The 22465-nt window shown below is 34.5% G+C and carries 26 protein-coding genes; 18 read left to right on the top strand and 8 right to left on the bottom strand.

Annotated elements, in window-relative coordinates:
• The first annotated feature begins 108 nt into the window (after positions 1-108).
• Positions 109-345, top strand: a complete 237-nt coding sequence (locus ANA_RS17025) for a hypothetical protein (protein ID WP_235081880.1) — start codon at positions 109-111, stop codon at positions 343-345.
• Positions 346-417: 72 nt separating this feature from the next.
• On the opposite strand, the gene ANA_RS23700 is transcribed toward ANA_RS17025, so the two are convergent.
• The 6 genes from ANA_RS23700 to ANA_RS16995 are packed head-to-tail and all read right to left on the bottom strand — an operon-like array spanning position 418 to position 9622.
• Positions 418-2796: a protein kinase domain-containing protein gene (locus ANA_RS23700; protein ID WP_015081255.1), complete on the bottom strand. Its 2379-nt coding sequence runs from the start codon at positions 2794-2796 to the stop codon at positions 418-420.
• A gap of 59 nt (positions 2797-2855) precedes the next feature.
• Entirely contained in the window at positions 2856-5033 is a 2178-nt protein-coding gene (locus ANA_RS17015) for a DUF1822 family protein (RefSeq protein WP_015081254.1), read from the bottom strand.
• Positions 5030-6076: an AAA family ATPase gene (locus tag ANA_RS17010; protein WP_015081253.1), complete on the bottom strand. Its 1047-nt coding sequence runs from the start codon at positions 6074-6076 to the stop codon at positions 5030-5032. The genes ANA_RS17015 and ANA_RS17010 overlap by 4 nt, the downstream gene beginning before the upstream one ends.
• A 21-nt stretch (positions 6077-6097) precedes the next feature.
• Positions 6098-7621 carry a VMAP-C domain-containing protein gene (locus ANA_RS17005; protein WP_015081252.1) on the bottom strand — a complete coding sequence of 508 codons (1524 nt, stop codon included), beginning with the start codon at positions 7619-7621 and terminating at the stop codon, positions 6098-6100.
• Positions 7622-7664: 43 nt separating this feature from the next.
• A complete protein-coding gene (locus ANA_RS17000) occupies positions 7665-8330 on the bottom strand; it encodes a hypothetical protein (protein ID WP_015081251.1) in 666 nt (221 codons plus the stop codon).
• Positions 8331-8383: 53 nt separating this feature from the next.
• Positions 8384-9622 carry a WD40 repeat domain-containing protein gene (locus ANA_RS16995; RefSeq protein WP_015081250.1) on the bottom strand — a complete coding sequence of 413 codons (1239 nt, stop codon included), beginning with the start codon at positions 9620-9622 and terminating at the stop codon, positions 8384-8386.
• A 314-nt stretch (positions 9623-9936) separates the two neighbouring features.
• Here ANA_RS16995 and ANA_RS16990 point away from each other — a divergent pair, with 314 nt between their 5' ends.
• From ANA_RS16990 to cutA, 4 genes are all read left to right on the top strand, one after another.
• Positions 9937-10881, top strand: a complete 945-nt coding sequence (locus ANA_RS16990) for a hypothetical protein (protein WP_015081249.1) — start codon at positions 9937-9939, stop codon at positions 10879-10881.
• A gap of 46 nt (positions 10882-10927) precedes the next feature.
• Positions 10928-11914 (top strand): caspase family protein, encoded by a 987-nt coding sequence (locus tag ANA_RS16985; RefSeq protein WP_015081248.1) that lies wholly within the window; start codon positions 10928-10930, stop codon positions 11912-11914.
• A 232-nt stretch (positions 11915-12146) separates the two neighbouring features.
• A complete protein-coding gene (locus tag ANA_RS16980) occupies positions 12147-14690 on the top strand; it encodes an NACHT C-terminal helical domain 2-containing protein (RefSeq protein WP_015081247.1) in 2544 nt (847 codons plus the stop codon).
• A gap of 218 nt (positions 14691-14908) precedes the next feature.
• Entirely contained in the window at positions 14909-15247 is a 339-nt protein-coding gene (gene cutA / locus ANA_RS16975) for a divalent-cation tolerance protein CutA (RefSeq protein WP_015081246.1), read from the top strand.
• Between the two features lie 469 nt (positions 15248-15716).
• Here the strand turns inward: cutA and ANA_RS23695 are convergent, their stop codons facing one another.
• Entirely contained in the window at positions 15717-16103 is a 387-nt protein-coding gene (locus ANA_RS23695) for a DNA cytosine methyltransferase (protein WP_083881482.1), read from the bottom strand.
• 141 nt (positions 16104-16244) lie between these two features.
• On the bottom strand, positions 16245-16430 hold the full coding sequence (locus ANA_RS16955) for a DNA cytosine methyltransferase (protein WP_041458086.1): 186 nt from the start codon (positions 16428-16430) through the stop codon (positions 16245-16247).
• A gap of 106 nt (positions 16431-16536) precedes the next feature.
• Between ANA_RS16955 and ANA_RS16950 the strand changes: the two genes are divergently transcribed.
• From ANA_RS16950 to ANA_RS16890, 13 genes are all read left to right on the top strand, one after another.
• A complete protein-coding gene (locus tag ANA_RS16950; RefSeq protein WP_235081857.1) occupies positions 16537-16683 on the top strand; it encodes a hypothetical protein in 147 nt (48 codons plus the stop codon).
• A 61-nt stretch (positions 16684-16744) separates the two neighbouring features.
• The gene (locus ANA_RS16945) at positions 16745-17107 is read left to right on the top strand and encodes a hypothetical protein (RefSeq protein ID WP_015080855.1); all 363 of its coding nucleotides are present in this window, start codon (positions 16745-16747) and stop codon (positions 17105-17107) included.
• Positions 17108-17572: 465 nt separating this feature from the next.
• Positions 17573-17959 carry a DUF4326 domain-containing protein gene (locus tag ANA_RS16940; RefSeq protein ID WP_015081244.1) on the top strand — a complete coding sequence of 129 codons (387 nt, stop codon included), beginning with the start codon at positions 17573-17575 and terminating at the stop codon, positions 17957-17959.
• Positions 17960-18035: 76 nt separating this feature from the next.
• The gene (locus ANA_RS16935; protein WP_015081243.1) at positions 18036-18326 is read left to right on the top strand and encodes a hypothetical protein; all 291 of its coding nucleotides are present in this window, start codon (positions 18036-18038) and stop codon (positions 18324-18326) included.
• Positions 18327-18578: 252 nt separating this feature from the next.
• Positions 18579-18992: a hypothetical protein gene (locus ANA_RS16930; protein ID WP_041458088.1), complete on the top strand. Its 414-nt coding sequence runs from the start codon at positions 18579-18581 to the stop codon at positions 18990-18992.
• A gap of 82 nt (positions 18993-19074) precedes the next feature.
• The gene (locus ANA_RS16925; protein WP_015080860.1) at positions 19075-19368 is read left to right on the top strand and encodes a hypothetical protein; all 294 of its coding nucleotides are present in this window, start codon (positions 19075-19077) and stop codon (positions 19366-19368) included.
• A gap of 124 nt (positions 19369-19492) precedes the next feature.
• Positions 19493-20086 carry an alpha-ketoglutarate-dependent dioxygenase AlkB gene (locus ANA_RS16920; RefSeq protein ID WP_015080861.1) on the top strand — a complete coding sequence of 198 codons (594 nt, stop codon included), beginning with the start codon at positions 19493-19495 and terminating at the stop codon, positions 20084-20086.
• Between the two features lie 128 nt (positions 20087-20214).
• A complete protein-coding gene (locus ANA_RS16915) occupies positions 20215-20667 on the top strand; it encodes a hypothetical protein (protein WP_015080862.1) in 453 nt (150 codons plus the stop codon).
• 95 nt (positions 20668-20762) lie between these two features.
• Positions 20763-21353 carry an SLOG family protein gene (locus ANA_RS16910; RefSeq protein ID WP_015081241.1) on the top strand — a complete coding sequence of 197 codons (591 nt, stop codon included), beginning with the start codon at positions 20763-20765 and terminating at the stop codon, positions 21351-21353.
• 80 nt (positions 21354-21433) lie between these two features.
• Positions 21434-21634: a hypothetical protein gene (locus tag ANA_RS16905; RefSeq protein ID WP_015080864.1), complete on the top strand. Its 201-nt coding sequence runs from the start codon at positions 21434-21436 to the stop codon at positions 21632-21634.
• Positions 21635-21703: 69 nt separating this feature from the next.
• A complete protein-coding gene (locus tag ANA_RS16900; RefSeq protein WP_015081240.1) occupies positions 21704-21976 on the top strand; it encodes a DUF7249 family protein in 273 nt (90 codons plus the stop codon).
• On the top strand, positions 21957-22223 hold the full coding sequence (locus tag ANA_RS16895; protein ID WP_148279062.1) for a hypothetical protein: 267 nt from the start codon (positions 21957-21959) through the stop codon (positions 22221-22223). Before ANA_RS16900 ends, ANA_RS16895 begins: the two co-directional genes overlap by 20 nt.
• On the top strand, positions 22223-22444 hold the full coding sequence (locus ANA_RS16890; protein WP_015080867.1) for a hypothetical protein: 222 nt from the start codon (positions 22223-22225) through the stop codon (positions 22442-22444). Before ANA_RS16895 ends, ANA_RS16890 begins: the two co-directional genes overlap by 1 nt.
• Positions 22445-22465: the final 21 nt, after the last annotated feature.

Raw genomic sequence — 22465 nt, 5'->3', positions numbered from 1 at the left:
GGTAAATTGGTTAGTGTGGTTCGTCCGATGAGATAAGATGAGATAAGCGATCGCTATTGATTGAAGTGACATGAGAAAATTTGGTACAATTCTATGTAAATTTATTCTATGGCTCAAATCGCTATGACTTTTCAGAAACTTCACGAACAAGTTCTAATGCTTCCTGAAGATGATCGTTGGGAATTAATCAATATTTTAATGAAATCGCTGCGATCAAAACCTGCATTGACAGTTAAACATAAGGGCATTGCATCAAGTTTAGTAGGCATTGCGAAAACTGATGCGCCTGCCCCTACGGATGAAGAGGTTACATCTATTTTAGAAACAAGGCTTTTGCAGAAGTAATGAAAGTCTTGTTGCATCAATGTTTTGACCAAAGATCCGAAACAGGCTCTATACTAAAGAAGTGTTTTTTGATTATCGGTTTAAAACATCCAAATCCTTTAAAACCTCTGTAGCTGATTGATATCTTTCTCTAAAATTATAACATACCATTTTATCTATAATTTTTGTTAGTTTAAAGCTAATGTTTGCTTTATCATGCCAATCAATTTCTTCTTCAGAAAATTGATTGAATTCATGCGGTAGAATTCCTGTAACTGCATGAATTGCTGTTATACCTAAAGAATATATATCACTGTTTAATTTGGGGTTTCCTCTCATTTGTTCTGGTGCTAGATATCCAATTGTACCTATTATAACCGTGGAATTATTTACCTGTTGATTATTGAATATTTGAATTTCCTTACCTGCACCAAAATCAATTAGAACTAATTTCCCATCTTTCTTTCTTCGAATCAGATTAGAAGGCTTAATATCACGATGAATAATATTATGATTATGAACAACATCCAAGATTTCTAAGACTTCTTCTAAAAGTTGAATAACTTCAGATTCACTAAAAGTTTTTCCTGGTGAAATTTCCTCAGTTAGTTCATGGCCATCAATAAATTCTTGTACCAAATAAAATTTATTATTTTCTTCAAAATGAGCTAAAAGCTGTGGTATTTTATCATATTTATTTAGCTTATAAATAATTTCTGCTTCAGTATTGAATAACCGTTTTACAACTTGTAATGATTTTGGAAAGGAAGATGATACTTTCATTTTTTTAACTACACATAGAGGATGTCCAGGAAGTTGTATATCCTGAGCCATATAAGTTTGACTAAATCCACCTTCACCTAAAATTTTAATTATTTGATAGCGTCCTGCCAGGAGTGAACTATTACCGAGGCGATAAAAAAATGAAGATATATTTTCTAAAAATTGATGATTATTTTCTTTGTTCGATAATGTTGATGAATTTAAATTAAATCCACTTTTTACAGGTTGATGATTATTTTCTTTATTCGATAATGTTGATGAATTTAAATTAAATCCACATTGATCACAGTAAATACTATTACTTTGAATACCTGCACCACAATTAGGACAACTTAATTTACTAGATAAAGGTGTATAACAAGCTTCACATTGAATTGTTCCATGAGGATTTGAATAATTACAGTTAGGACAAATAATGTATGAATTTGACTGATTAACTGATGATGAAGATTCCTGATGAGGTTGAGATATTTGAGTGGGCAACCATAACATTGTACCTTGATTATTGACTGAATTTGGTTGATTCTGTTCTCTAGATTGTTTTACTGCTTTTCCTGTTATAGTACCTCCAAGACTTTCCCAGGTAAGAGGAGGTTCTGCTGGATTTTGCCAAATCATAGGTAACCACATCACTCCCGGAAATTCTCTTTCCAAACGATTTAATTTTTCTCGCGCTCTGCGTACTGCATGATGTAAAGGTTTTCCTGCGGCAAATGCCTCTAAAAAACGTTGTAAAAACCGATGTGCTACTTTATCAGGTAAAGGTTCGCGCATAACAATAATATTAGGAATTTGTAATTTATATAACTGTTCTGCAATACCTATACCATCACAGGAATTAAAAATTGCTAGTTTTAAACCAGTTTTTGCTGCTTTGATAAGTTCATATTTTAAGTCTTCAATAGTTACGCTTTCTTTTTCACTTAGAGCAATTTGTCCAATATTTTCTTCATCTTCAGTATAGCTATGCCCTGCAAAAAAAAGTATCTGTGGTCTTTGTTCATCAAGTGCATCAGCTAATTGTTCAAGGTCAGGACTGTTTAAAGAAATAATCTCGGCATTAGATTCAGAAGATAAAAACTGTTTTAACATTTCCCAGTCCTTATCAATTCTTAAGTGGGTAGTATCACTGCTAATCTCTGTACTACCTAAAACAGCTAAAACTTTAATTTTTTCGATGTTATTTTTCAATCTAATAGATGGAACTGGTGGTAAATATATAGCTATTTCAGAACGATGATAACGGGCTTCGAAAAACTGCTCCCATACACACAAAGGTAAACGTCTTAGCTGAAAATTATCTGTTTTAAATATGACCCTAATTTCCTCATCCGCATCTTTTAAATGAGTTAAGATTGCTGTCCAAATTGGAATGAAACTTCCTTCAGGTTTTAGCCAATCATTAATATAGAAATGTAAATCTTCCTTAGCTTTTTTAATTTCAGCAATAACTTCACTGCTTGTTGTAGCGTTATTTTTCAGACTTAAGCGAGGATTACGACGGGATACTATTTGACCATAATAAGATTGCCATTTAGTATAACGATCTGGTAAATCTTTGGACGGAGGTAAATTTCCTTCAATATCTGCAATTAAAAGACGATCATCTTCATTAAAAATTTGCATATTCACGAAAAAACCACTATCAAAATTCCCTCCTAGTATTTTAAAGAAAACAAGTTTTGCCATTGTTACCTCCTGTTAATTTAATTACTTAACCCAAGTTGCTAGTTGGGAACTTATGTTACTTATATCACAAATTTATCCACTATGATGGAATTATCTAATTGAAACTTAATACTAAACTGTTCTCCCCATTTGCCAGTAATCTCTTGTTTTATCCACACATCTTGATGATTAGCTATAATTTTTTGTAAATTTTCTCCAGATGAATCCAAAATACTTATTTCAAGACCTAAAGGTAAATATATTTTATCTTCCATAGAATGAACTTGTAAAACAATGCTGCTCTCATGATCTGAAATAGGCATTACACCAATAAGTAAAGCAATATTATTCTTTTCTAAATTAATTTTCTTGGCTCTTATAATTCGTTGATTATTGTTACTTCTAACAGCAAATAATAATGATGTTTTTGGTATTCCTAGAATCTGATCTACCATCTGCCAAGTTGAATCAATAATATTATTCAGCCATTGGTTTAAATTAGTTTCATATTGATTTATATTTGATGGAAAATTTGGATATTGATAATCATAATTTTTAGGTTGTTCATGTTCTTGGTTAGCTAGTAGTTTTTTCTGTTGTGTTGTATCTTTTAACAAATTTGCTTCGAGTTTTTGCTGCTGGTTAGGTTTATCATCCAAATTTAACTGCTTGCTCATCTTTTCATATTCCCCACCCAAAAGTCCCAAAATATGAGCCGTAAACGTTGTGAAATATCTAATTTCTTCAACAATCTCACTATCTTCAACTTCTTGTGGATTTCTCAATACAGCAGCAAAATCTTCCAGCGATAATCCTACTTTTTTCGCTACATATTTCGATACCTCATCTACCACATTCAACACATACTCAGAAGGAACAGAATCAACTAATAACTCCCGTACCCCATCCATAAACTCATATTGAACATAATCAGGATTGGTATCTGCATTAATCTTAGATAATGGCTTTAATAATCCCCCTAAAAACACCTCAGCCACATGAACTTGTTGAGAATCTTTTAACAGTGATTCTCGAATCAATCGCACAATTGGCAAACTAATTACAGGTGCAGAAGCTAATAATCCTGCTAGTTTTCGTGCCATTGGTGAAGCTGTTACACGAAATGCCTGGACACGCTGTTCTGCACTCAATTCACTATGATTAAGATTAAATAACTCTCTTTCCTTTTTAACCGGAGCATCTAACTTAAATACATATCCTAATGTCCAAATACTGCCTTTTCCAGACAACATTTGCGCCCAAGTTGCAACTTTATCCGGTTCTAAGGTAAATACAGGAACTTTAACCCCCGTTTCCTCTTCCAGTTCATCCCACAAAGATACTTCCTTGGCGATTAATTTCTGGTTAAACACCCCCGGAGTCAACCCCCGCAATCGCACTTCTGAGGCTCTACCTAAAGCAGTTCTTTTCCACAACCACTTAGGAAGCATCTGCACAATTGCCATTGACCCTTGTTTTGCCCAGAGTTCTAATACAGGCGTAACCGCTCCATTGCGCCACAGAGATGATACACAATCACTGACTACCAACACCAACCGCCGACCACTAGGGTCAATTAATTCCTTGGGACTACGGGGAGTTTGATTTTTAGCCGTTGCACCGATACCCCGCCGAATTTGCACTTGTTCGTTTTCATCGGTAATTAGTCCCCATACCCGCACATCTCGGAAAATTCCATAGTTTTTCAGCAGTCGTTCCCATTCCCTAATGGTATGTCTCCAAATTTGCATGGAGATTGCTTCATCAACCACCAATTCCAAATCTAACCAAGGTTCTACTGTGGATTTGAGTACAGGTATCCAAAGCCCTTCATCGGCAATTCTTTGGATGGTAGCGGCTTCATCTAAAACCAATTCTCTCCCAGAGGGAACACGACGCATTAAGGGTTTTAACGCCCGCGCTAAGGTTAAAGGTTCACGTAAGGAAGGAGCATCAGGGACTTTAAAGGATAAATTTGATAATTTTGAGGTTTGTTGCTCATTTCGGGGATAAATGCCTGCTTTTGGCTCTTTTGGTGATTGATTTAGTATTTTTCCTAGCTCGGAATTTTTTGGCAATATTTGCTGATTTAGCTGATTTCTATTTTCTCTCTCGTCTTCCGTTTTTATGGAAAAACCAGAGGAGACTGACTCAGATGGAAATTCCTGTATTTGCAGTGCCAGCCAAATCGTATCAGCAATTTCTGCGGCTGACATTTCTACTTCTTTACTCAATGCAGTAATTAACTGGTCAATCATCTGTCCTCCGCACTGGTTAAGTATTTCAGCAAAATATCAATTAAGTCTTTCTCTTCTGCTGCTTCTGGTTTAAACTCACGAGTGACTATATAAATGGCATTCAGTAATTGGTCTGTTGCTATATCTCCACCTTCTCGCAATGTTCTAAATTTGGCAATTAATTGATTAATTTTTTCCTCATCTTTTGTGATTATATCGCTGCCTAAATGTGCTTTTACAATTTCTTTCAAGGCAGTTGCATCAGGTTCATAGGGCATATTTAACCTTAAACAACGCCTCAAAAATGCTGGGGGAAAATCTCGCTCACCGTTATTGGTTAAGAGAATAAAAGGGAAATTTTGACAGCGGACTCGACCTGCTTTGATAGGAACATCTATGCCATCATAGGTACGAACTTCTACCTGATTCACTTCTTTGGAAATTCGCGCTAATTCTGGGATTTCAAATTCACCTTCTTCAAACAAATTGAGTAAATCATTGGGTAAATTAATATCGCTTTTGTCTATTTCATCAATTAGCAAAACACGAGGACGACGGGAAGGAAGAAGGGCTGTACCTAGTGGACCGAGTTGAATATAGCGACCAATATCTTTACTTTTATCACCCATCTGCACATCTTGCAAACGAGCGATCGCATCATAACGATATAATCCTTCCTGTAAGGTCGAACGAGCAGTAATATACCAAGGTAATACAGCACCCAGTTTTAGTTCATAAGCCACAGCATAAGCCAAAGAAGTTTTACCTGTTCCCGGTTTTCCTGTAACTAACAAAGGTCGTCTTAAATACAAGGCTGCATTGACCATATTAATAACAGTATTTCTGTCATTATTTTTATCGGTGTGGATACGGAAACTTTTACCCCGTTCCTCATCTCTAATATTCTGTTCCGACTCGTCACAGAATTTCTGCCAACTTTGCTCAATTTGTTCGACTATTTTATCATCTGTCCCGATAAATTTACGCCAACTTGGGGGAGGAGGAAGTTGATTAATATTATCGTGTGGTTCACTATTACCTTGAAAAATTTTCCAATCAGTCATGTTATTAATTTAAACTCCTTGTTATTGTCCTGGTGTTGTTAATTCAAGCATGACATTAGGGGTTAGACGATAAGGATCTTCCCACAAAATGGCTAAATGAAACCCTAAATGTTCTTCAGTTTGAGCGTCAGCTTGTTCTCTAGTCTGTCTAACGGATTCGCATAAATGACATAATGGCTTAAAAGTTAATATTTCATCTATTGCCGACACATGATCAAAATCAGGAATATCATATCTTGTCCAAATAGCAATTGGTGTTGTTGCGGTTAAGATAGCTTTAAATAACTCCTTTGTTTTGGCTTTTGGGGGAGCGCAAGTTACTTTAAGTCCGATTTTTCCCTGTAAATTATTTTTCAACGACTTCCAATTAAAAGTTTCCATCTCCTGAAGATGTACAAATAGTTCTTGAATCGGTTCATTATGTAAAACTGTTTTTACCTTGTCCCAATACTTATACCAATCAGATAAATAAGAATCTAAATAATCAAGATTCAATCGTTCTAGCGATCGCAGTCGAATTGGGTATTTAATCCCTAAAGTTATTTCTTCTACTATGGGGTCTGAAATTTTCCAGCGATCTACTTCTGTACCAATTAAATCACTTGGTAAAAATACCTCAATAATTAACTGATATTGTTTACCTCTAAGATATTTAAGGCTGGTTTTTATGAATTTATTTAGTTGTATTGGTATGTCCTTAAATTTACATAATGTTCCTTGTTGCTGTTCATCTTGATCGAGTAATGATATAAACTTAGATAGGTTGTTTCCTGGTAATGAATCATCAATAATTAACCAAGCATTTAGTAAAAAATCTTCGTTATTATCACACCGCTCAAGGGTAGCGATTAAATAGAATTGAAGTTGTCCCTCTTGGCTAGAAACAAAATCTGCGGGAGTTTTGTTTTTATTCTCATCTGGATACTTTTTTAATGCTAGTTCTTCAGCAACTCCACTCAATTGATTACGAATCTCTTGAGGAACATTTTTATCTTGGCTTAATTTATTGAAAAATTCAACCAATCTTCTAAATTGCTCAAGTTGCTGTAATATTTGTGTAATATTATTTCCCTCTAAACCCCACACATCAGCATCAGGTGGTAAGGCTTTTTGATAGGCTTGTTGAATACTTTCTTGAGGGATACGAGAAAAATCTAAATCTTTTAAAGACTCTTGAGAAAGATTGCTAGAATTACTATCGCTAGACAACAATTGAATAATTGTACAGTTTTCGTAAATAATACGTTTATCAATATCTCTTGCGGCTACATCCCCATCCTGAGTATTTTGATGAATACCGCTTGTTGCTTGAATGGCTTTCACTAAAGCTTCCATCGCGTCCTTATCCCACTGTTGATAAATGCGATCGCCTATATGGATTTCTTTACCTTCCCCAATATTGACGTTATACTTACCCAGTTGGGTGGATATTTGGCGATTATCAGCCACGTTAAGCAATTGCCGCAGTTGTTCAATATCCTCCTCAGTTTGACTGCCGTTAAGAATACGATCAATAATGTTACTCAGCTTATCGGTTTTAGCCATACTTTTCCTTTAAATATGCGAATCAGATGCTTTAATTTCATATTTAATTTTTGTGCTTTATTTCCTTTATTTTCGACTCAATTAGCTGTTCAACTTTGTTAGCTGCATAGTTGTTTGCTTCATCGTTATATCGGTCAGCTTGAACTCGAATTTGATCCAAAACGCCATTTATAGTTTTAACTACAACCTGAAACCGACCATAAGGTTTTTTGTTATATCCCCAAGGTCTATCCAACAATATGTCGAAAGCATAAATATATTTATAAACATGGGAAAACCAATTACCACTCAGTTTATAATTTTGATAAATATCTTGGTTTTGCTCATCCTCAATAATCAGATTCTCTAGGTAAATTTCATATTGATAAAAGCTTCCCGTACCGCGTTGCTCACCTTCTTCACCTTGAAACTTAGCATTATTTAAAGTGGCAACCAATTCTGAGGCTAGACATATAGGTTCTTGAGATTTTTGTATTTCTTGAATAAGAGTGGCAACTATTTCTCTAATTGCTTCAGCATCTGTAACTTGATAAATGTGATCGCCTATATGTATTTCTTTCCCTTCTCCAATATTGACGATATTCTTGCCTATTTGCGATGCAGTTTGTGGATTATTAGTAACCAGTTGTTGTAATAATGTTATATCTTCTTCCGTGTATTGCTTATTAGCAATTCTGTTAATAATAGCCTTTAGATCATCTGTGTTCATATTTTTTTAAAAAAATTTATACTATAACTAATCAATAGGATTTTCCCTATTTCCTAATTCCAGCGTCTCCAAACTTTAATCGTCTGATCTCTTCCTCCACTAATTAATGTTTCTCCATCTGGATTGAATGCGATAGATGTCACACCTCTGGGATGTCGTTCAGGAAAAGTTTTTGCTTCGTTTTCAGTAATTTTCCACTCTACAATTGTCCCATCATTACTTCCACTAACTAAAGTTTTACCATCTGGACTAAATACAAGACAGGTAACAGCATCTGAATGTTGTTGGAGAGTCTGAGGGATTCTTTCAGTATTCCAGTACCAAAGTTTAATCTTATTGTCATTGCTGCCACTAGCAAGTATTTCTCCATCTGGGCTAAATGCCAGAGTGTAAACAGCATCTCTATGTGCCGAATGCGTATCCAAACATCTTTTACTTTCTATATCCCATAGTTTAATGGCTTTATCGTAACTACAACTGGCGAGAATTTTTCCGTTTTTTGGATGAAAAGCAACACAAGTCACTTTGTCAGAATGACCAGATAATTTAGCAATTTCTTCTCCGCTTTCTACATTCCATAATTTAATATCTTGGTTGTTATTGGCGGCTAAAATTCTGCCATCTGGACTAAAGTTAACTGAATCAAAACCAAAAACATCTAAAAAGTTACTCAAAAAAGTTTTACCAAATGTATGAAGTGCATTTGATGTACCTAACCGCCAAATTTTAATCTCATAGGCTTTACAGGCAGCCATTAGTTGACCATCTGGACTAATTGTTACACAGGTAAACCATAAATCAAAAATATGTGGAACAGAAATTTCTTGGAGTATTTCCCATGTAGTATTTGTGTGCCAAAGTTTAATAACTTGATTGCCACCACTAATAAAATATTCTTGATGAGGACTAAATGCCAACTTTAATCCATAACGCATGACAGATTGTTGGGAAAAATCAGTTAAACTTTTAGCTAATTTGTCTATGAATCCGATGCCAGTAGACTGAATTTCCACTTGAGTATAATCATTTTCAGTTAAATTAGCTACACATCGCCAACTTACTTTTTGAATGGCTTTTACTAAAGCCTTTATTGATTCTTTATCCCACTGTTGATAAATGCGATCGCCTATATGGATTTCTTTACCTTCCCCAATATTGACAATATTCTTACCTATTTGCAATACGATTTGAGGTTTATCAGTAAGCAGTTGTTGTAATAATGCTATATCTTCTTCCGTGTGTTGATTATTAGCAATTCTGTCAATAATAGCTTGTAGATCATCTGTACTCATAATTTTCTAAATATATTTGTACTACAACTAATCAAAAGGAGTTTTAAATTTTCCTCTATTGGGCGATATCCTCAGTAGATGACGAGATTATCCACCGGCGATCGCATTAAACACACAAATTACTTATTATTATGGCATATTGGCAGAAAATAGGGATAAATACCGAAAACAATTTAACAAGTCCCAATTCCTGACAGCCAAGCACCCAAAATCTGGAAAAATACAGCCAAAATCAGTATTAATTATTAAGCTTAATCTAATCAAGTTTAGTTTATTGTGTAAATACACCAGTACAAGGCTTTGTGCTGGTTAGAATGTATATTTCTCAAGAGGAGAACATGGTGTTGAGTAGTGTATTCGAGGACATTCAGGTTATTGGCGAATCCGAAGATCCTGAATGGATAGCTGCAAAGCTGCAACAGATGAAAGACCCCGATTTTGAAAGCAATGTTGTGGCGGATTCTCAGTCAAAAGGTTTTGATAAAGGGATTTTAGAGTTTTTAAACTTAGTTCAAGACCAACCTTGGATATATGCAACTCACCAGTTTGGTTACATTGCACCTCATAAATCAGGTTCAATACAGACTCAACCTATCCAACATCCCAGTGCAATTCAAGCTGACAATACTCTGAAAAATAACCGTGTAAACATTCGTTTAGATCGCCTGCACATTGAAAAATATCCCGGTGGAGGGACACACAATGTCCTGATTACTTTTGCGGTGAGAAACCAAGTAGCTGATGCTCAAGAATCCGTCAGCTTTAGCCAAACCTATCGGGTACAAGAAGGACAATCTGCTGGTATTTCTGGCTACCCTATCTTTATTGGGTTGAATGTAGGTTCACAGGGAATAGCCTTTGAATGCTCCACAGTGAATGTTAAAAATGAGCAAGACAAAGCAATATTAGCAGCATTAGAATCTTCACCTTTTCAAAGTGGACTCAAACTTTTAACTACTACCCAGCCAGCGATCGCACCTTTCACAGAAATCACCTTGGGAGTTGTCAAATTACTGGCTCAACGCCATGAAAATGTGGCTGTACAGAAATTCTATCTGGGACTAGATTTTGAAAACACAGCTATGGGTTGTCGTCTAGCTGAGGGTAACTATATTGCTGTGCAAGTTGCTGATGAAACATTGATTGACTGGAGTAAATGGATTTACAAAGCAGAAGTAGGTGCAATTGTACATAAGGCAGACAGTTCTAAACTACCTTATAACTACGTCATCTTCCGCATTAGTCGTTATGAAGAATAACCAACTTACCTTGCAGGTGCTTTTTATTTAATAGGAAGAAATTAAAATGACTGAGAAATTTATTCACGGTTACGCTTTACTAATTGGAGTTGGTGAGTCTGCTTATAGTGAATTATCTTTGCCTGTAACTGTCAAAGATACCCAGGCAATTTACGCTGCACTAATTGACCCTGAACTGTGTGCCTATCCTGATGATCAAGATCATATTCGGGTACTAAATAATGAAAATGCAACAAAGACAGGTATTTTAGATGGATTAAGTTGGTTAAAAGAAAAAGCAACATCAGATCCCAGTGCTACTATATTTGTTTATTATTCAGGACATGGCTGGGTAGACAAAAATACAAAACGATATTATTTATTGCAGCATGACATTAAACCTACTAAAATTGCAGGTTCAGCATTATCAGCAGAGGATTTTACAGAAGCATTACGCCAAATTCAATCTGAACGTTTGTTAGTTGTTATTGATAGTTGTCACGCAGCAGGAATGGCAACTTCTAAAGATGCTGACTTGATACTAGACAAAAAATTCGATGAAGAATTTGAAGATTTTATCCGAGTTGCTCCATCTAAAGGCTTTATTCGTGAGTTGAAACAAGGAAAAGGCAGATTAGTTTTCACTTCCTCCGAAGGTGAGCAAAAATCTTGGATAAAACAAGATCAAACAAATAGCATATACACTTATCACTTTCTTGAAGCTTTACAAGGTGCGGGTAACAAACCAGGTGATAAAGAAGTGCGCGTTTCTAATATCATGAATTATCTTGGACAAGCAGTACCGGAAACTGCGCGTGATTTGTATAAGGTGGAACAAGTTCCTCAAAATGATATGACAGGAGGAGATTTTGTAATTGCCAAGCTTCGAGGTGGTAAAGGTTTACCCGATAAAGGATGGGAAGAAGTAAAGCCTGAAGCAACACAGACTATTTACAAAATTGGTCAAATAATAGGTCATCAGCAAGCAAAAAATATTCTCAATATTGAGAAAGCTGATAACTTTCATTTTGGTGATGTAATTCAACAAAAATAATTTTAATCGCAATACCTTTGCCAAAATCCTGAAACCCTATTAATATCGTAACGATTTTATTGGCTTTCAGTGCTGTATTTGAAAAATTGGCGAAGGTATTGATTGTGGAACAAATTTAACCGCTCAATAATCCGGGTTAATTCATTATTAACAAGCCTCAAAGCGTCATAGAATCATGCAAAATATGTTAGCTCAAGCCGATTTATTGAGCAGTTACAAAGAAGGATGAAAAATGGGTAACTCAGATGATATCAAGGTAATTTTTGAAAAACTTGTAGCAAAAACAGCAACAGATGAAGATATTAAAGTTCTACAGGAAACCTATGAAGGTAGTCAAAGAATATCATTTCAATATGGTGAGTCGGTCATCAACATAGGTGAAGGCAAAAGAATACAGATAGGAAATAATATTTATCAAGACATAAATACTGAAAAAATCAGAGAACTAGTTTTGTCTATGCTCGATGAGCAGCAAACTTCTACTCAAACCTCTTTACCTTCAGCAATACTTGAATCTCAAGTATTAAAAGCATCTCCCAAAGGGAGAAAAAAGGCAAAAATGGCAATGATAAACAAGGCATTAAGTGAAGTTAAACTGGCAGAAGAAATAAAAATAGATATTTCGACAGTTCTCGAATTCTTTGAGTGTCAGTTAATTGACAAAGATATTTTCATTCAGATTTGCGAAAGAGTTAATTTAAATTGGCAAACAATTGTAGATGATATTGAGGTAATAGTTACAGAAGTAAGGAAAAATGTATATTCTTACATTCAGGAGATTTGTAGTAAAATGAGAGTCCTAGATATGGAGCATCCAATAGGACTGTCTGCCATATATACAAGTGTTAACATTTTGCAAAAAATATTAGGGCGTAGACGCTTAGGAATTACAGAAATTTTACAAAATTGTAATTTGCAAAAATTTGAAAGATTTGGTTTAACGGATATAAAAGAAAAACGTGTACCTGGATTAGAAGCAGTAAAATTTTACAAAAAACTAATTGTTTTAGGTAAACCAGGAGCAGGAAAAACAACATTTTTAAAATATCTAGCAATTCAATGTAATGAAGGAGTTTTTCAACCTGATAAAGTTCCTATTTTTATTACTCTTAAGGATTTTGCGGAATCAAAGAATAGCCCAACCTTATTGGAATATATCAATCAAAAGTTAGAAGACTGCAATGTTGAAAATCTTCAAATAGCTAATAAACTTCTTGAACGGGGCCGAGGGCTAATACTACTAGATGGTTTGGATGAGGTTAGAGAAAATGACCATGATAGAGTAATTCGAGAGATTCGCCATATTTCTTTAAAATTTAGCGAATGTCAATTTATAATGACCTGCCGTATTGCTGCTAGAGAGTATACTTTTGAGCAGTTTACTGAGGTTGAAGTCGCTGATTTCGATGACCAACAAATTAAAGATTTTGTTGATAAATGGTTTCAAATAAAAAAAGATATAGTTAAAGCAGACAAGTTTACTCAGAGGCTACAAGAAAACAAGCCTATTCGGGAATTAGCGACTAATCCTTTACTATTAACGTTGCTATGTCTAGTATTTGAAGACTCAGGAGACTTCCCTCCTAATCGCTCAGAACTCTACAAAGAAGGATTAGATGTCCTACTAAAAAAGTGGGATGCAAAGCGCAATATAGAAAGAGATCATATTTATAAAAAACTGTCCCTTAAACGTAAACAAGATTTATTGAGTCAAATAGCTTTTTCCACCTTTACACGCAGCGAATACTTTTTCAAACAAAAGTTTTTGGAACAGCAAATCACGGATTACATTAGTAATTTACTGGATGCAAGCACAGATTCAGAGATGCTTCAATTAGATTGTGAAGCTGTGCTGAAATCTATCGAAGCACAACATGGATTATTAGTAGAAAGAGCCAGGGGTATTTACTCTTTCTCCCATTTGACATTTCAGGAGTATTTTACTGCTCAAAAAATAATTGGAAAAGAGCAAGCCTTGAATGATTTAGTTAGTCATATTACTGATAAGCGTTGGCGAGAGGTTTTCTTACTATCAGTCGAAATGTTAGATGATGCTGGAAATCTCTTAACGGATATAAAGGAAAGTATCGATACTTTACTGCTTAAAGAACAGAAGCTTCAAGATTTTCTTAACTGGATTAACCAAGAATCACAATCCACTAAACTTCCCTACAAGTTAAATGCTGTACGAGCCTTTTATTTTGCTATAGCATACACTGTTAGTTTTAATAAGAATCAAATTAATTATATTCAATTCGCTTGTAACAAAATTTTAAGTTATACTCATAACCTAAAAAGCGCAATTGTTCGTGATTTTGTACAATCTCTCTATGGAACTATCAGTGATGTGCTTGATAACTCTCAACAAATATTATTATCGCTTGATATAGACCTTGTTGTTATTCTCGATCCCAAACTTACTGTAAACTTATTGCTTCCTAACGATATTGCTCTTGCTTTTAATAGTGAACTGCAATTTGAGTTGAAAGAACTGAGAGATGAACTAGAACTACCTATCAAGGAAGAATATTCTCCTAAAAAATTAGTGCAATGGTGGGAAACTAAGGGTCGATTTATTGTAGATAGACTTGAGATGATTATACTACCGTTTCTTAATACTGGAATTGATTGGCAATTTAATAAACAACAGGACAAACAATTGAAAGATTATTATGAAGCAAATAAGTTATTAGCAAGTTGTCTGAATAGTGAGTGTTATGTAGATAAAGAGATTCGAGAAAAGATAGAAACAAATTTATTGTTACCAACAATATAACTGCTAGAGAGGGTCGTTTGCATGACCCTTTGAAAAGGGGTATGCAATTTGTATTTGCGATCACAGCCTTGAAGGGTAGATAAGCTGAAAACCTTACTCCGCAATAAACAAGTTAATTTTAGGCGATCACTTCCCCCTTCGTAGACATTGCCCCTACCAAAATTTCCTCCAGGAAAATTATCAATTACTACCCCAAACAGATATAATAAAGTCAAAACATGGAATTTATTTTTGTTTACGTCACTTTTAAAGACTGTGCCGAAGCCCTTAATGTAGGTAAAGCCGTAGTAGAAGCCCGTCTTGCGGCCTGTGCCAACATAATTGACGGCATGGATAGTATTTATTGGTGGCAAGGTGAATTACAAGTAGAAAAAGAAGCTATTTTAATTGTGAAATCCCGCCGTGATTTATTTGCAAAATTAACGGATAAAGTAAAATCACTACATTCTTATGAAGTACCTTGTGTGGTGGCTTTACCAATAGAGGCAGGAAATGAGGATTATCTGAATTGGCTAATGACAGAAACCAAGGCTACAGATATCAACCTTGATAGTTAGATTTAGTGAATTTAAACTTTAACCTTACCATTATTGAGGAAATTATGCGATCGCCATAGGACACACATAGTCGTTGGATGAAGTACCAATGTACTCATGCTGCGTTCGGCAAAATGGGATTTATAAAATGGCGAAAACTTCATAACACTAGCAAAATAATGGGTTCAAAATTTTCATGGTCATAATTAAGCGTTCACGAAATGTACCGTAGGTAATCGCCCATTCATAGACTTGCTAAAAACTTTACTCTCATCAAAGGAATTGCTGCTTGTAACGGCACGATTGAACGACCAATTAAATTAATTGCTTCCCTACGTCCTGGCGTGTTTCTGAGAACTCCACAATTTAATGGGGGGTTATTTATTTTCCACCACCCTGAATAAGACAATCCAGATAACCATCTGGGAACCCCATCTTCCACAGGCTTGCTAATATTGAGAGTTTGCGAACTGCTTGCAGCAGCGCTTCGCTATCGCTTTCCAAACGACCTTGTTCTTTCAATATCCTCTCCAATTTGTTCGCTCCAGCATTTCCACCCTTCCCGTTGCTGCAAGGATAAGTGGTTAGTGTGGGCAACAACGAATATCCTTTTACGAAGGTGCGGCGCTCCAAACTCCGATACCGAGATAATTTCAACTTCTGTAGAGTATCCTGCCATTCTGAGTCCTCCAAGGCACGCTCGTAATCCTCTATGGATAAATCCTTCAGGGTTCTCAATAACGACAAATTTGGGCTTGCCAATGCAGATACACCGGAAGGCTTCAAACCATAAGTTTGACTCTGGGTGTGCAAGTCCGGTTCTTTTACCTGCGTTAGATGTGCCTGTGCATGGGTGGGAAACGAAGTAGACATCTATATTTTGTGGCGGTGTGTAAGTAGGTCGGCGTTAAAGAATCAATCTATGTAACGAAATATAAATTAACGAATACCTTATAAATAGGGTGTTTCACGGTTTTTACAAAACTAAACATATATCGATTTTATTGGGCCGACTTACTTAAGTTTTAATATCAGAGTGAATAGGAATTAGTGGATAGTGTGAACGCAATACTTTTTGCGCTTCAGGCAGAATCTCTACAAATTGGTAAGTTGTGAAAATCTGATAACCATAAATTTGTTGAACAATTTCAGCAGCCAATTCCCACGCACCAATTCCAGCAAAGTAATCAATACAGGTAATCATAACAAAATTATTTCTGTGCTACCGCCTTTAGAGTTTGCTGTTGTTGTTTAGAGCCATGAAATTAGTTAAATCAGTTGAATCACCAATGGACAGTAATAGGTTGAAGATGCTTGAAAATGATGTCGCAGAAATCTTGGAGAAAATCAGAAACTTATCCGCAAAATATCCCTGCAATTCTCTTGAACAGTTTGCAATTTCTATCCAGTTGGAATTAGAAAGCTTTGTATATACCGCTAAAAAGCAAGCCAAATAAATTGCGAGTAAATAATTCAATCCATACTATTTCCGAAAGTAACAACTAGGAATATTTTATCATGAACAGAATCAATTTTGCAGGAATTGAAGGTGAAGTTAAAAGTGTTTCACCTCATGGGAATTATACAGTAGTTAAGTTGAGCGATCGCATTACAATTGTCGGAACTTTCAGTAATCGCTTTCACTGGGAAGAGTCGCCTGATTCTGATTCTGGATTCAAGAGTTTTATCACCTATATCGGGTTAAAATCTTATTCAGAATATCAACATTTTGCTGATTGGGTTGCATTGAATAATGGGTATTTTGAAGGTGACGATGGAACTCCAAGAGAAGCCAAGCGTGTTAAACATCCTAGCTTTCCATTGGAGATAAAAGTTAGAGGTTTAATAGCTGAGTCAGTTTTTGAATTAGTGCAGATGTAATAACAAAACAAGTTGGTGTTATTGATTTTTTAGTAACACCAACTAAAAACATGATTTTTATTTGCTACCGCTTTTAGTTTGTGATTTACTTAGAAGTGAGAAACAATGAGTTTGTAATTGGTTGCCAAACAACGAAATTCTGAATAATTTAGTTTAGATAAGAGGTGAATTAAATGTATCTTGAAGCATCAGACGCTTGGTGTTTTGCTGAAGAATTGTCAAACAAAATCATTAATGGTGTTTGGAGTGATGTTATTAAAAAGCTCAAACAATTAAACAATTAAACCCCATGCAGTCAATTTATGTATTTGATTTGATAGTCAAGAATAAAATGCTTAATCAATCGAATATTGACAGTCTTGTGAGAGTAATTTCTAATCATTTAAATGATAAAAATGAATAGATAATGTAACGTCACTGCTAGTTAATTCTGGCAGTGAATTAATTAATAAAATAAAGGAAATTATGATTAAAATAATCAATGGTAAACGTGACGGTTTTATTGGTCAAGATAAAATTTATATTGGTAGACTTAATAAGTTTTATGGTTTACAAGAAAGTTCTTTACATAATCCATTTAAAGTCAGCAGCGAGAAAGAAAGAGTTGAAAGTTGTAAAATGTTCGATAAATATTTGTACGACAAAGTTAAACTTTGGATGAATGAGGGAATACTTGATGAAACAACAATCGCTCTTAGGAATATATGCTTTAAAGTTCTTGAAGGTGTAAATGTAATCTTAACTTGTTGGTGTAGTCCTTTGCAATGTCATGGGGATGGAATTATTAGGTGTGTGAATTGGATAATTCAGCAAGATTGGTTTAAACAAGCGTATAGCGAGTATTATAAGTGATTTTATTTTGGTAGCATTTGCAAATTATTGTGAGTGCTACCGCTAATTGGTGTTGTTTTTGAGGTGGAATTTGATTATGTCTGATAATAATGCACCAATGCTGTTAGAAATTTACGAGAAATTAGGAGTTACAAATCAGTTAGATGCTTTGAATGCTATCGCTGACTTAAAAACAATTAATTCAAGTATGGAGGCAGAAATTCATACGATCTTAAATATTGACTTTGGAATTCAGGGATACTATCTCAAGGATAAGTGTACTTCTGAAAAGCTAAAAATACTTTCCATTATTGGAAAAAGATTACAAAAAGTAACTGACATTTCTAAAATTCCAGAATTAGTATCTATTGAGAATTTGCCAAAGTAAGTAGCTGATATCAAAGTCCTGGTTCTTGTAGAATCGGGGCTTTTTAAAAAGCTATTGCCAAATAGTGATGTTGTTGTAAAACTATTGCTGTTAAATAAACCTTAATGAAATCTCTAATATTTTTTGGAGGTTTCATTGAATATTTATTTCAGCATTTTATTAAATATGGACGCTACCGCGAAGAGATTTTGGGAGTCAATTGATTCCTTTTCTTTTTTTTCTTTCATTTTATTTTCTTTTAGGAGTTTCATCATGGCTATTAAATTTGTCACAAAATCTCAACAAGAAGTTCAAGTTATTGAAAAGCAACGTTTAACTTTATTAGATGCTATTCGAGTTATGAGTTGGGAACAGCATAAGCTTGATAATCCTAATTATAAACGTGGCTTAGAAGGTTATAATACAGAATTTGGTGATGAATGGAAAATAGATCCAATTCACGATAAATCTTTAGATGAATTGATTGAATTTATCCAAGAGTTAGGTTTTACCGTTGATGAGTTGTTAAGTGTCAGATCAGAACATTATTCTGAGAAGAAACTAATTCAAGAACGAGTAGCAGCTAAGAAAGCTAGAGAGTTTGGTTATGAGACTAGTCAAACGAATGGCTTTAAAGAAAGTGAAGATGGAGATGGAGATGATGAATATGGGTATCCTCCATACTAAATCTTTGCTTGATTGATTTAATAGTTTCTAATCTCTATATGAGGTTAGAAGCTTTTTTTTTAATTACAACTGGAGGAAAATAATGGTCAAGTTCGTAAGAAAATTTAAACAACAGCCGATTGATAGAAAACCTGGAGAAACACCAGTTCAAGCAGCATTCAGAAAATTAGCGGAAAATACTAAATATTTCAATGAAGTAATTAAACCACATTTAGAACAATTAGTATCATGTTATCCCGATAAATACATATTTTTGTATTATCACGATAAATGTATGATTTTTGATGGTAATTATTACGTTAAAAACAGAGAATTTAGAAGCATTTCTGACAATGAAATATATGACAAAATTGGTCAGATTTTAGCAACAATATAGATTCTGATTTTGAATAGCTCTGATTCCTATAGGAATTGGGGCTTTTTTTTAATGAATTACTAAATTTTTTACGATATTGCAGCTACCGCTAAGAGAATTTAGTTTATTTTTTTAGGACATCTTTATGCTACATCTACAACAATATCTTTCCGAATCTCAACAACAAGAAATTTTACAACATTGTAGAGAAATTGGTAAGCGATCGCCTCTTTTCAGTCCGACAATGAAAAATGGCTCTCCCTTTAATTATCAAATGACCAATTGTGGTAAAGTTGGCTGGATTTCTGACCAAAATGGTTATCGGTATGATGATAAACATCCTGTAACTAATAAACCTTGGCAGCCAATTCCAGGAGTTATCAGAAATTTAGCTAAATCTCTAGCAGCAGAAGTTGGAGATTATAACTATAAACCTGAGACTTGTTTGATTAATTATTATACTCAGAGTAGTAAATTAGGACTTCATCAAGATAACACTGAAGTTAATCAAAAATCACCAATCATTAGTATTAGTTTAGGTGATGATGGAATCTTTCTCATAGGTGGTAAACGTAGAAAAGATCCTACCAAAGAGATTATCTTGAAAAGTGGCGATATCTTGATTTTACATGGCGAATTTAGGATGTTTTATCACGGCATTAAAGGCATAATTCATGGTACATCTAATCTTCTCAAATCTGGAGGAAGATTAAATTTGACTATCAGACAAGTTTATTAAATTGTGAATAGCTTAAATAGCGATTACTCCTATTCAAAGAAGTAATCGTTATTTTTTTCATAATTTTTACGATAGTAACGCTACCGCGAAGAGAATTTGTTTTTAATGTTTTACTAAGGTTTAAACTAATGTTTTACCAGCATCCAGAAATCAAAGGTTCTATCCGTAATCTTCGCCAGTATTATCGTGAATCAGCGGGAATGAATGTGTTTTCTTATGACATATATCTCAATGATAAGCTAGTTTTGAGTGAAGATTTTGATTTTTCTTCTCAATCTCGTGAGCAAGCTTTAAGTTCAGCTATCGCTAGAGGTAATAGAATCAGACAAGATGAATTAATCAAGCATGAATTAGCTGCTGTAGGCAATAACCTTTATGTCAAATGGTGTACGGATTTGACAAAATATGGGAAAAGTATTGGTTTAACAGGCTTTTATAGTGTATTTGAAAAGGGTAGACAGTATTGTATTTATAACACTCAGAACCTTGATGAAGCACTTACTAAATTAAATGAAATAACAGCAAGAAATCAAAACGATTTACGTCGGTATAAGCAAATCCGCGAGGAAATAGATTTTTAATTAATTGGAATCCTAGCTTTCATCATGAAGGTTAGGATCTATTTCATTTTTTTCTGTGCTACCGCCTTTTGGTTTTGGTCTTTAGTAGTAGTTTCATGATGAAATATATTGCTCAAACAATTGAAGCTCATGGTGTATCTGTTGAAGAAACCAGATATGAGCCAGAATATCCAGAACTATATTCTCAGAAAATTGCTTGCTTTACAGGTCATAGAAAAATTCCTGATATCACCAAACAAATCAATATAGCAATTGACTTAGCTTTAGACATGGGGATAAATCATTTTTTTGTTGGTATGGCTTTAGGTTCAGATCAATTGGCTGCAAAGGTTTTAATGAGTAGAAACTTACCTTGGACGGCTGTAATCCCTTGCGCTAATCAATCAGAATTGTGGAGTTTGCAGCATAGGAAAGAAAGCGATTTTCTTCTCAGATATGCAGAAAATCAAGTAATCCTTAGACCCAACTATACCGCAGATTGTATGCACATCAGAAATAGATACATGATTGATCATTCTGATGTCTGCATTGCAATCTATGACGGAAGATTTACAGGTGGAGCTTTCAAAACTTATTGCATGGCAGTTAAGAAGTTTATGTCTGTGATTAAAGTGCATCCAAAAACGAAAGAAGTCTCGATTTATCAACCACCAAAACCAAATCATACTCAATTTAGTTTGTTTTAACCATTTCTAATTTTAATACTCCTAATTCTATTCACAATAGAGTTAGGGGTTTTGTTATGCAAATCCATCAGGAGAAATAAATGCTCAAATCAGCAAAACTTACAACCACTACAGGCTATACATGGAAAACCTCAATCAGTGCAACGGCATCTTATGAATCAACGATTGAGTATTTTCTAGGAAAATATTTCGCTGTAGGAATTTACCCTATTGAAAATTTAGAAAAAGTTGTGAAAGTTGAGATTTTTGACGGTAAAACAATGGTGGTATCTGAACTTTGATAGCTTTATTTTTTCAGTGCTACCGCTTAGTGGTTGTGTTCATGATTGTATTATCTGGATGAAAGAATAATGACTTGTAACGGATACTCAAATGACGAGACTTGGCAAGTTAGTTTATGGATTGAAGATTGTGATTTGTCAGAACAGGAATTGAAAGATAGTTTCTTAAATCTCAAAAATGAAATATTCAAAGAAAAATCGCAATATAACAGATTTTGTAGTGCGTTAGAAGACCTACTTACTGAGTCGCTTAATGTGGTGAATTGGAAACAATTAACAGAACTAAATGGGATTGATAGCGACGAAGACGATACAGAAAAAGATGATGACTGTGATGAATGATGGTAGATGGGAAGGTTGGAGAAATTACGAAACTTATGTAATTTCAATGTGGATAACCAACAATGGATTACCTTGTGAATCATCTGCAAGTGAACTAGAGAAATATTTTGAATCCTTGAAAAATCACTTCTTAGAAAATAAAGATTCAATATTATTTCAACCATTAACTTATTTACTTACAGCAAGTTTTGAAGAAATTGATTGGCAAGAAATAGCTGACGAATTTAATATCAAAGAGGATGAATAATGACAACTGAATTTTTGAATCAATTGGCAAAAGCCTACTGGAATATGGATTATTATGATTTTCTCTTCAGAACTAAATTTGTAGATTCTGATTATGCCAGGGAGAAATTTCAATCTTTTCAAGCTGGTTGCAAGAAACTACTTGAGTTTGACCATGAAACTTTAGAATCAATTCTGGCAATGTCCACGTCTGACCAGAATAAATCTGAATTGAACTCATGAAAAATGAAGGGTTAGGATTGC

Origin of the sequence: Anabaena sp. 90 (assembly GCF_000312705.1) — a bacterium.
GTDB classification, from domain to species: domain Bacteria; phylum Cyanobacteriota; class Cyanobacteriia; order Cyanobacteriales; family Nostocaceae; genus Dolichospermum; species Dolichospermum lemmermannii.
Note: the sequence above shows the minus strand (reverse complement) of the source record. Positions and strands in the feature narration are given on the sequence as shown.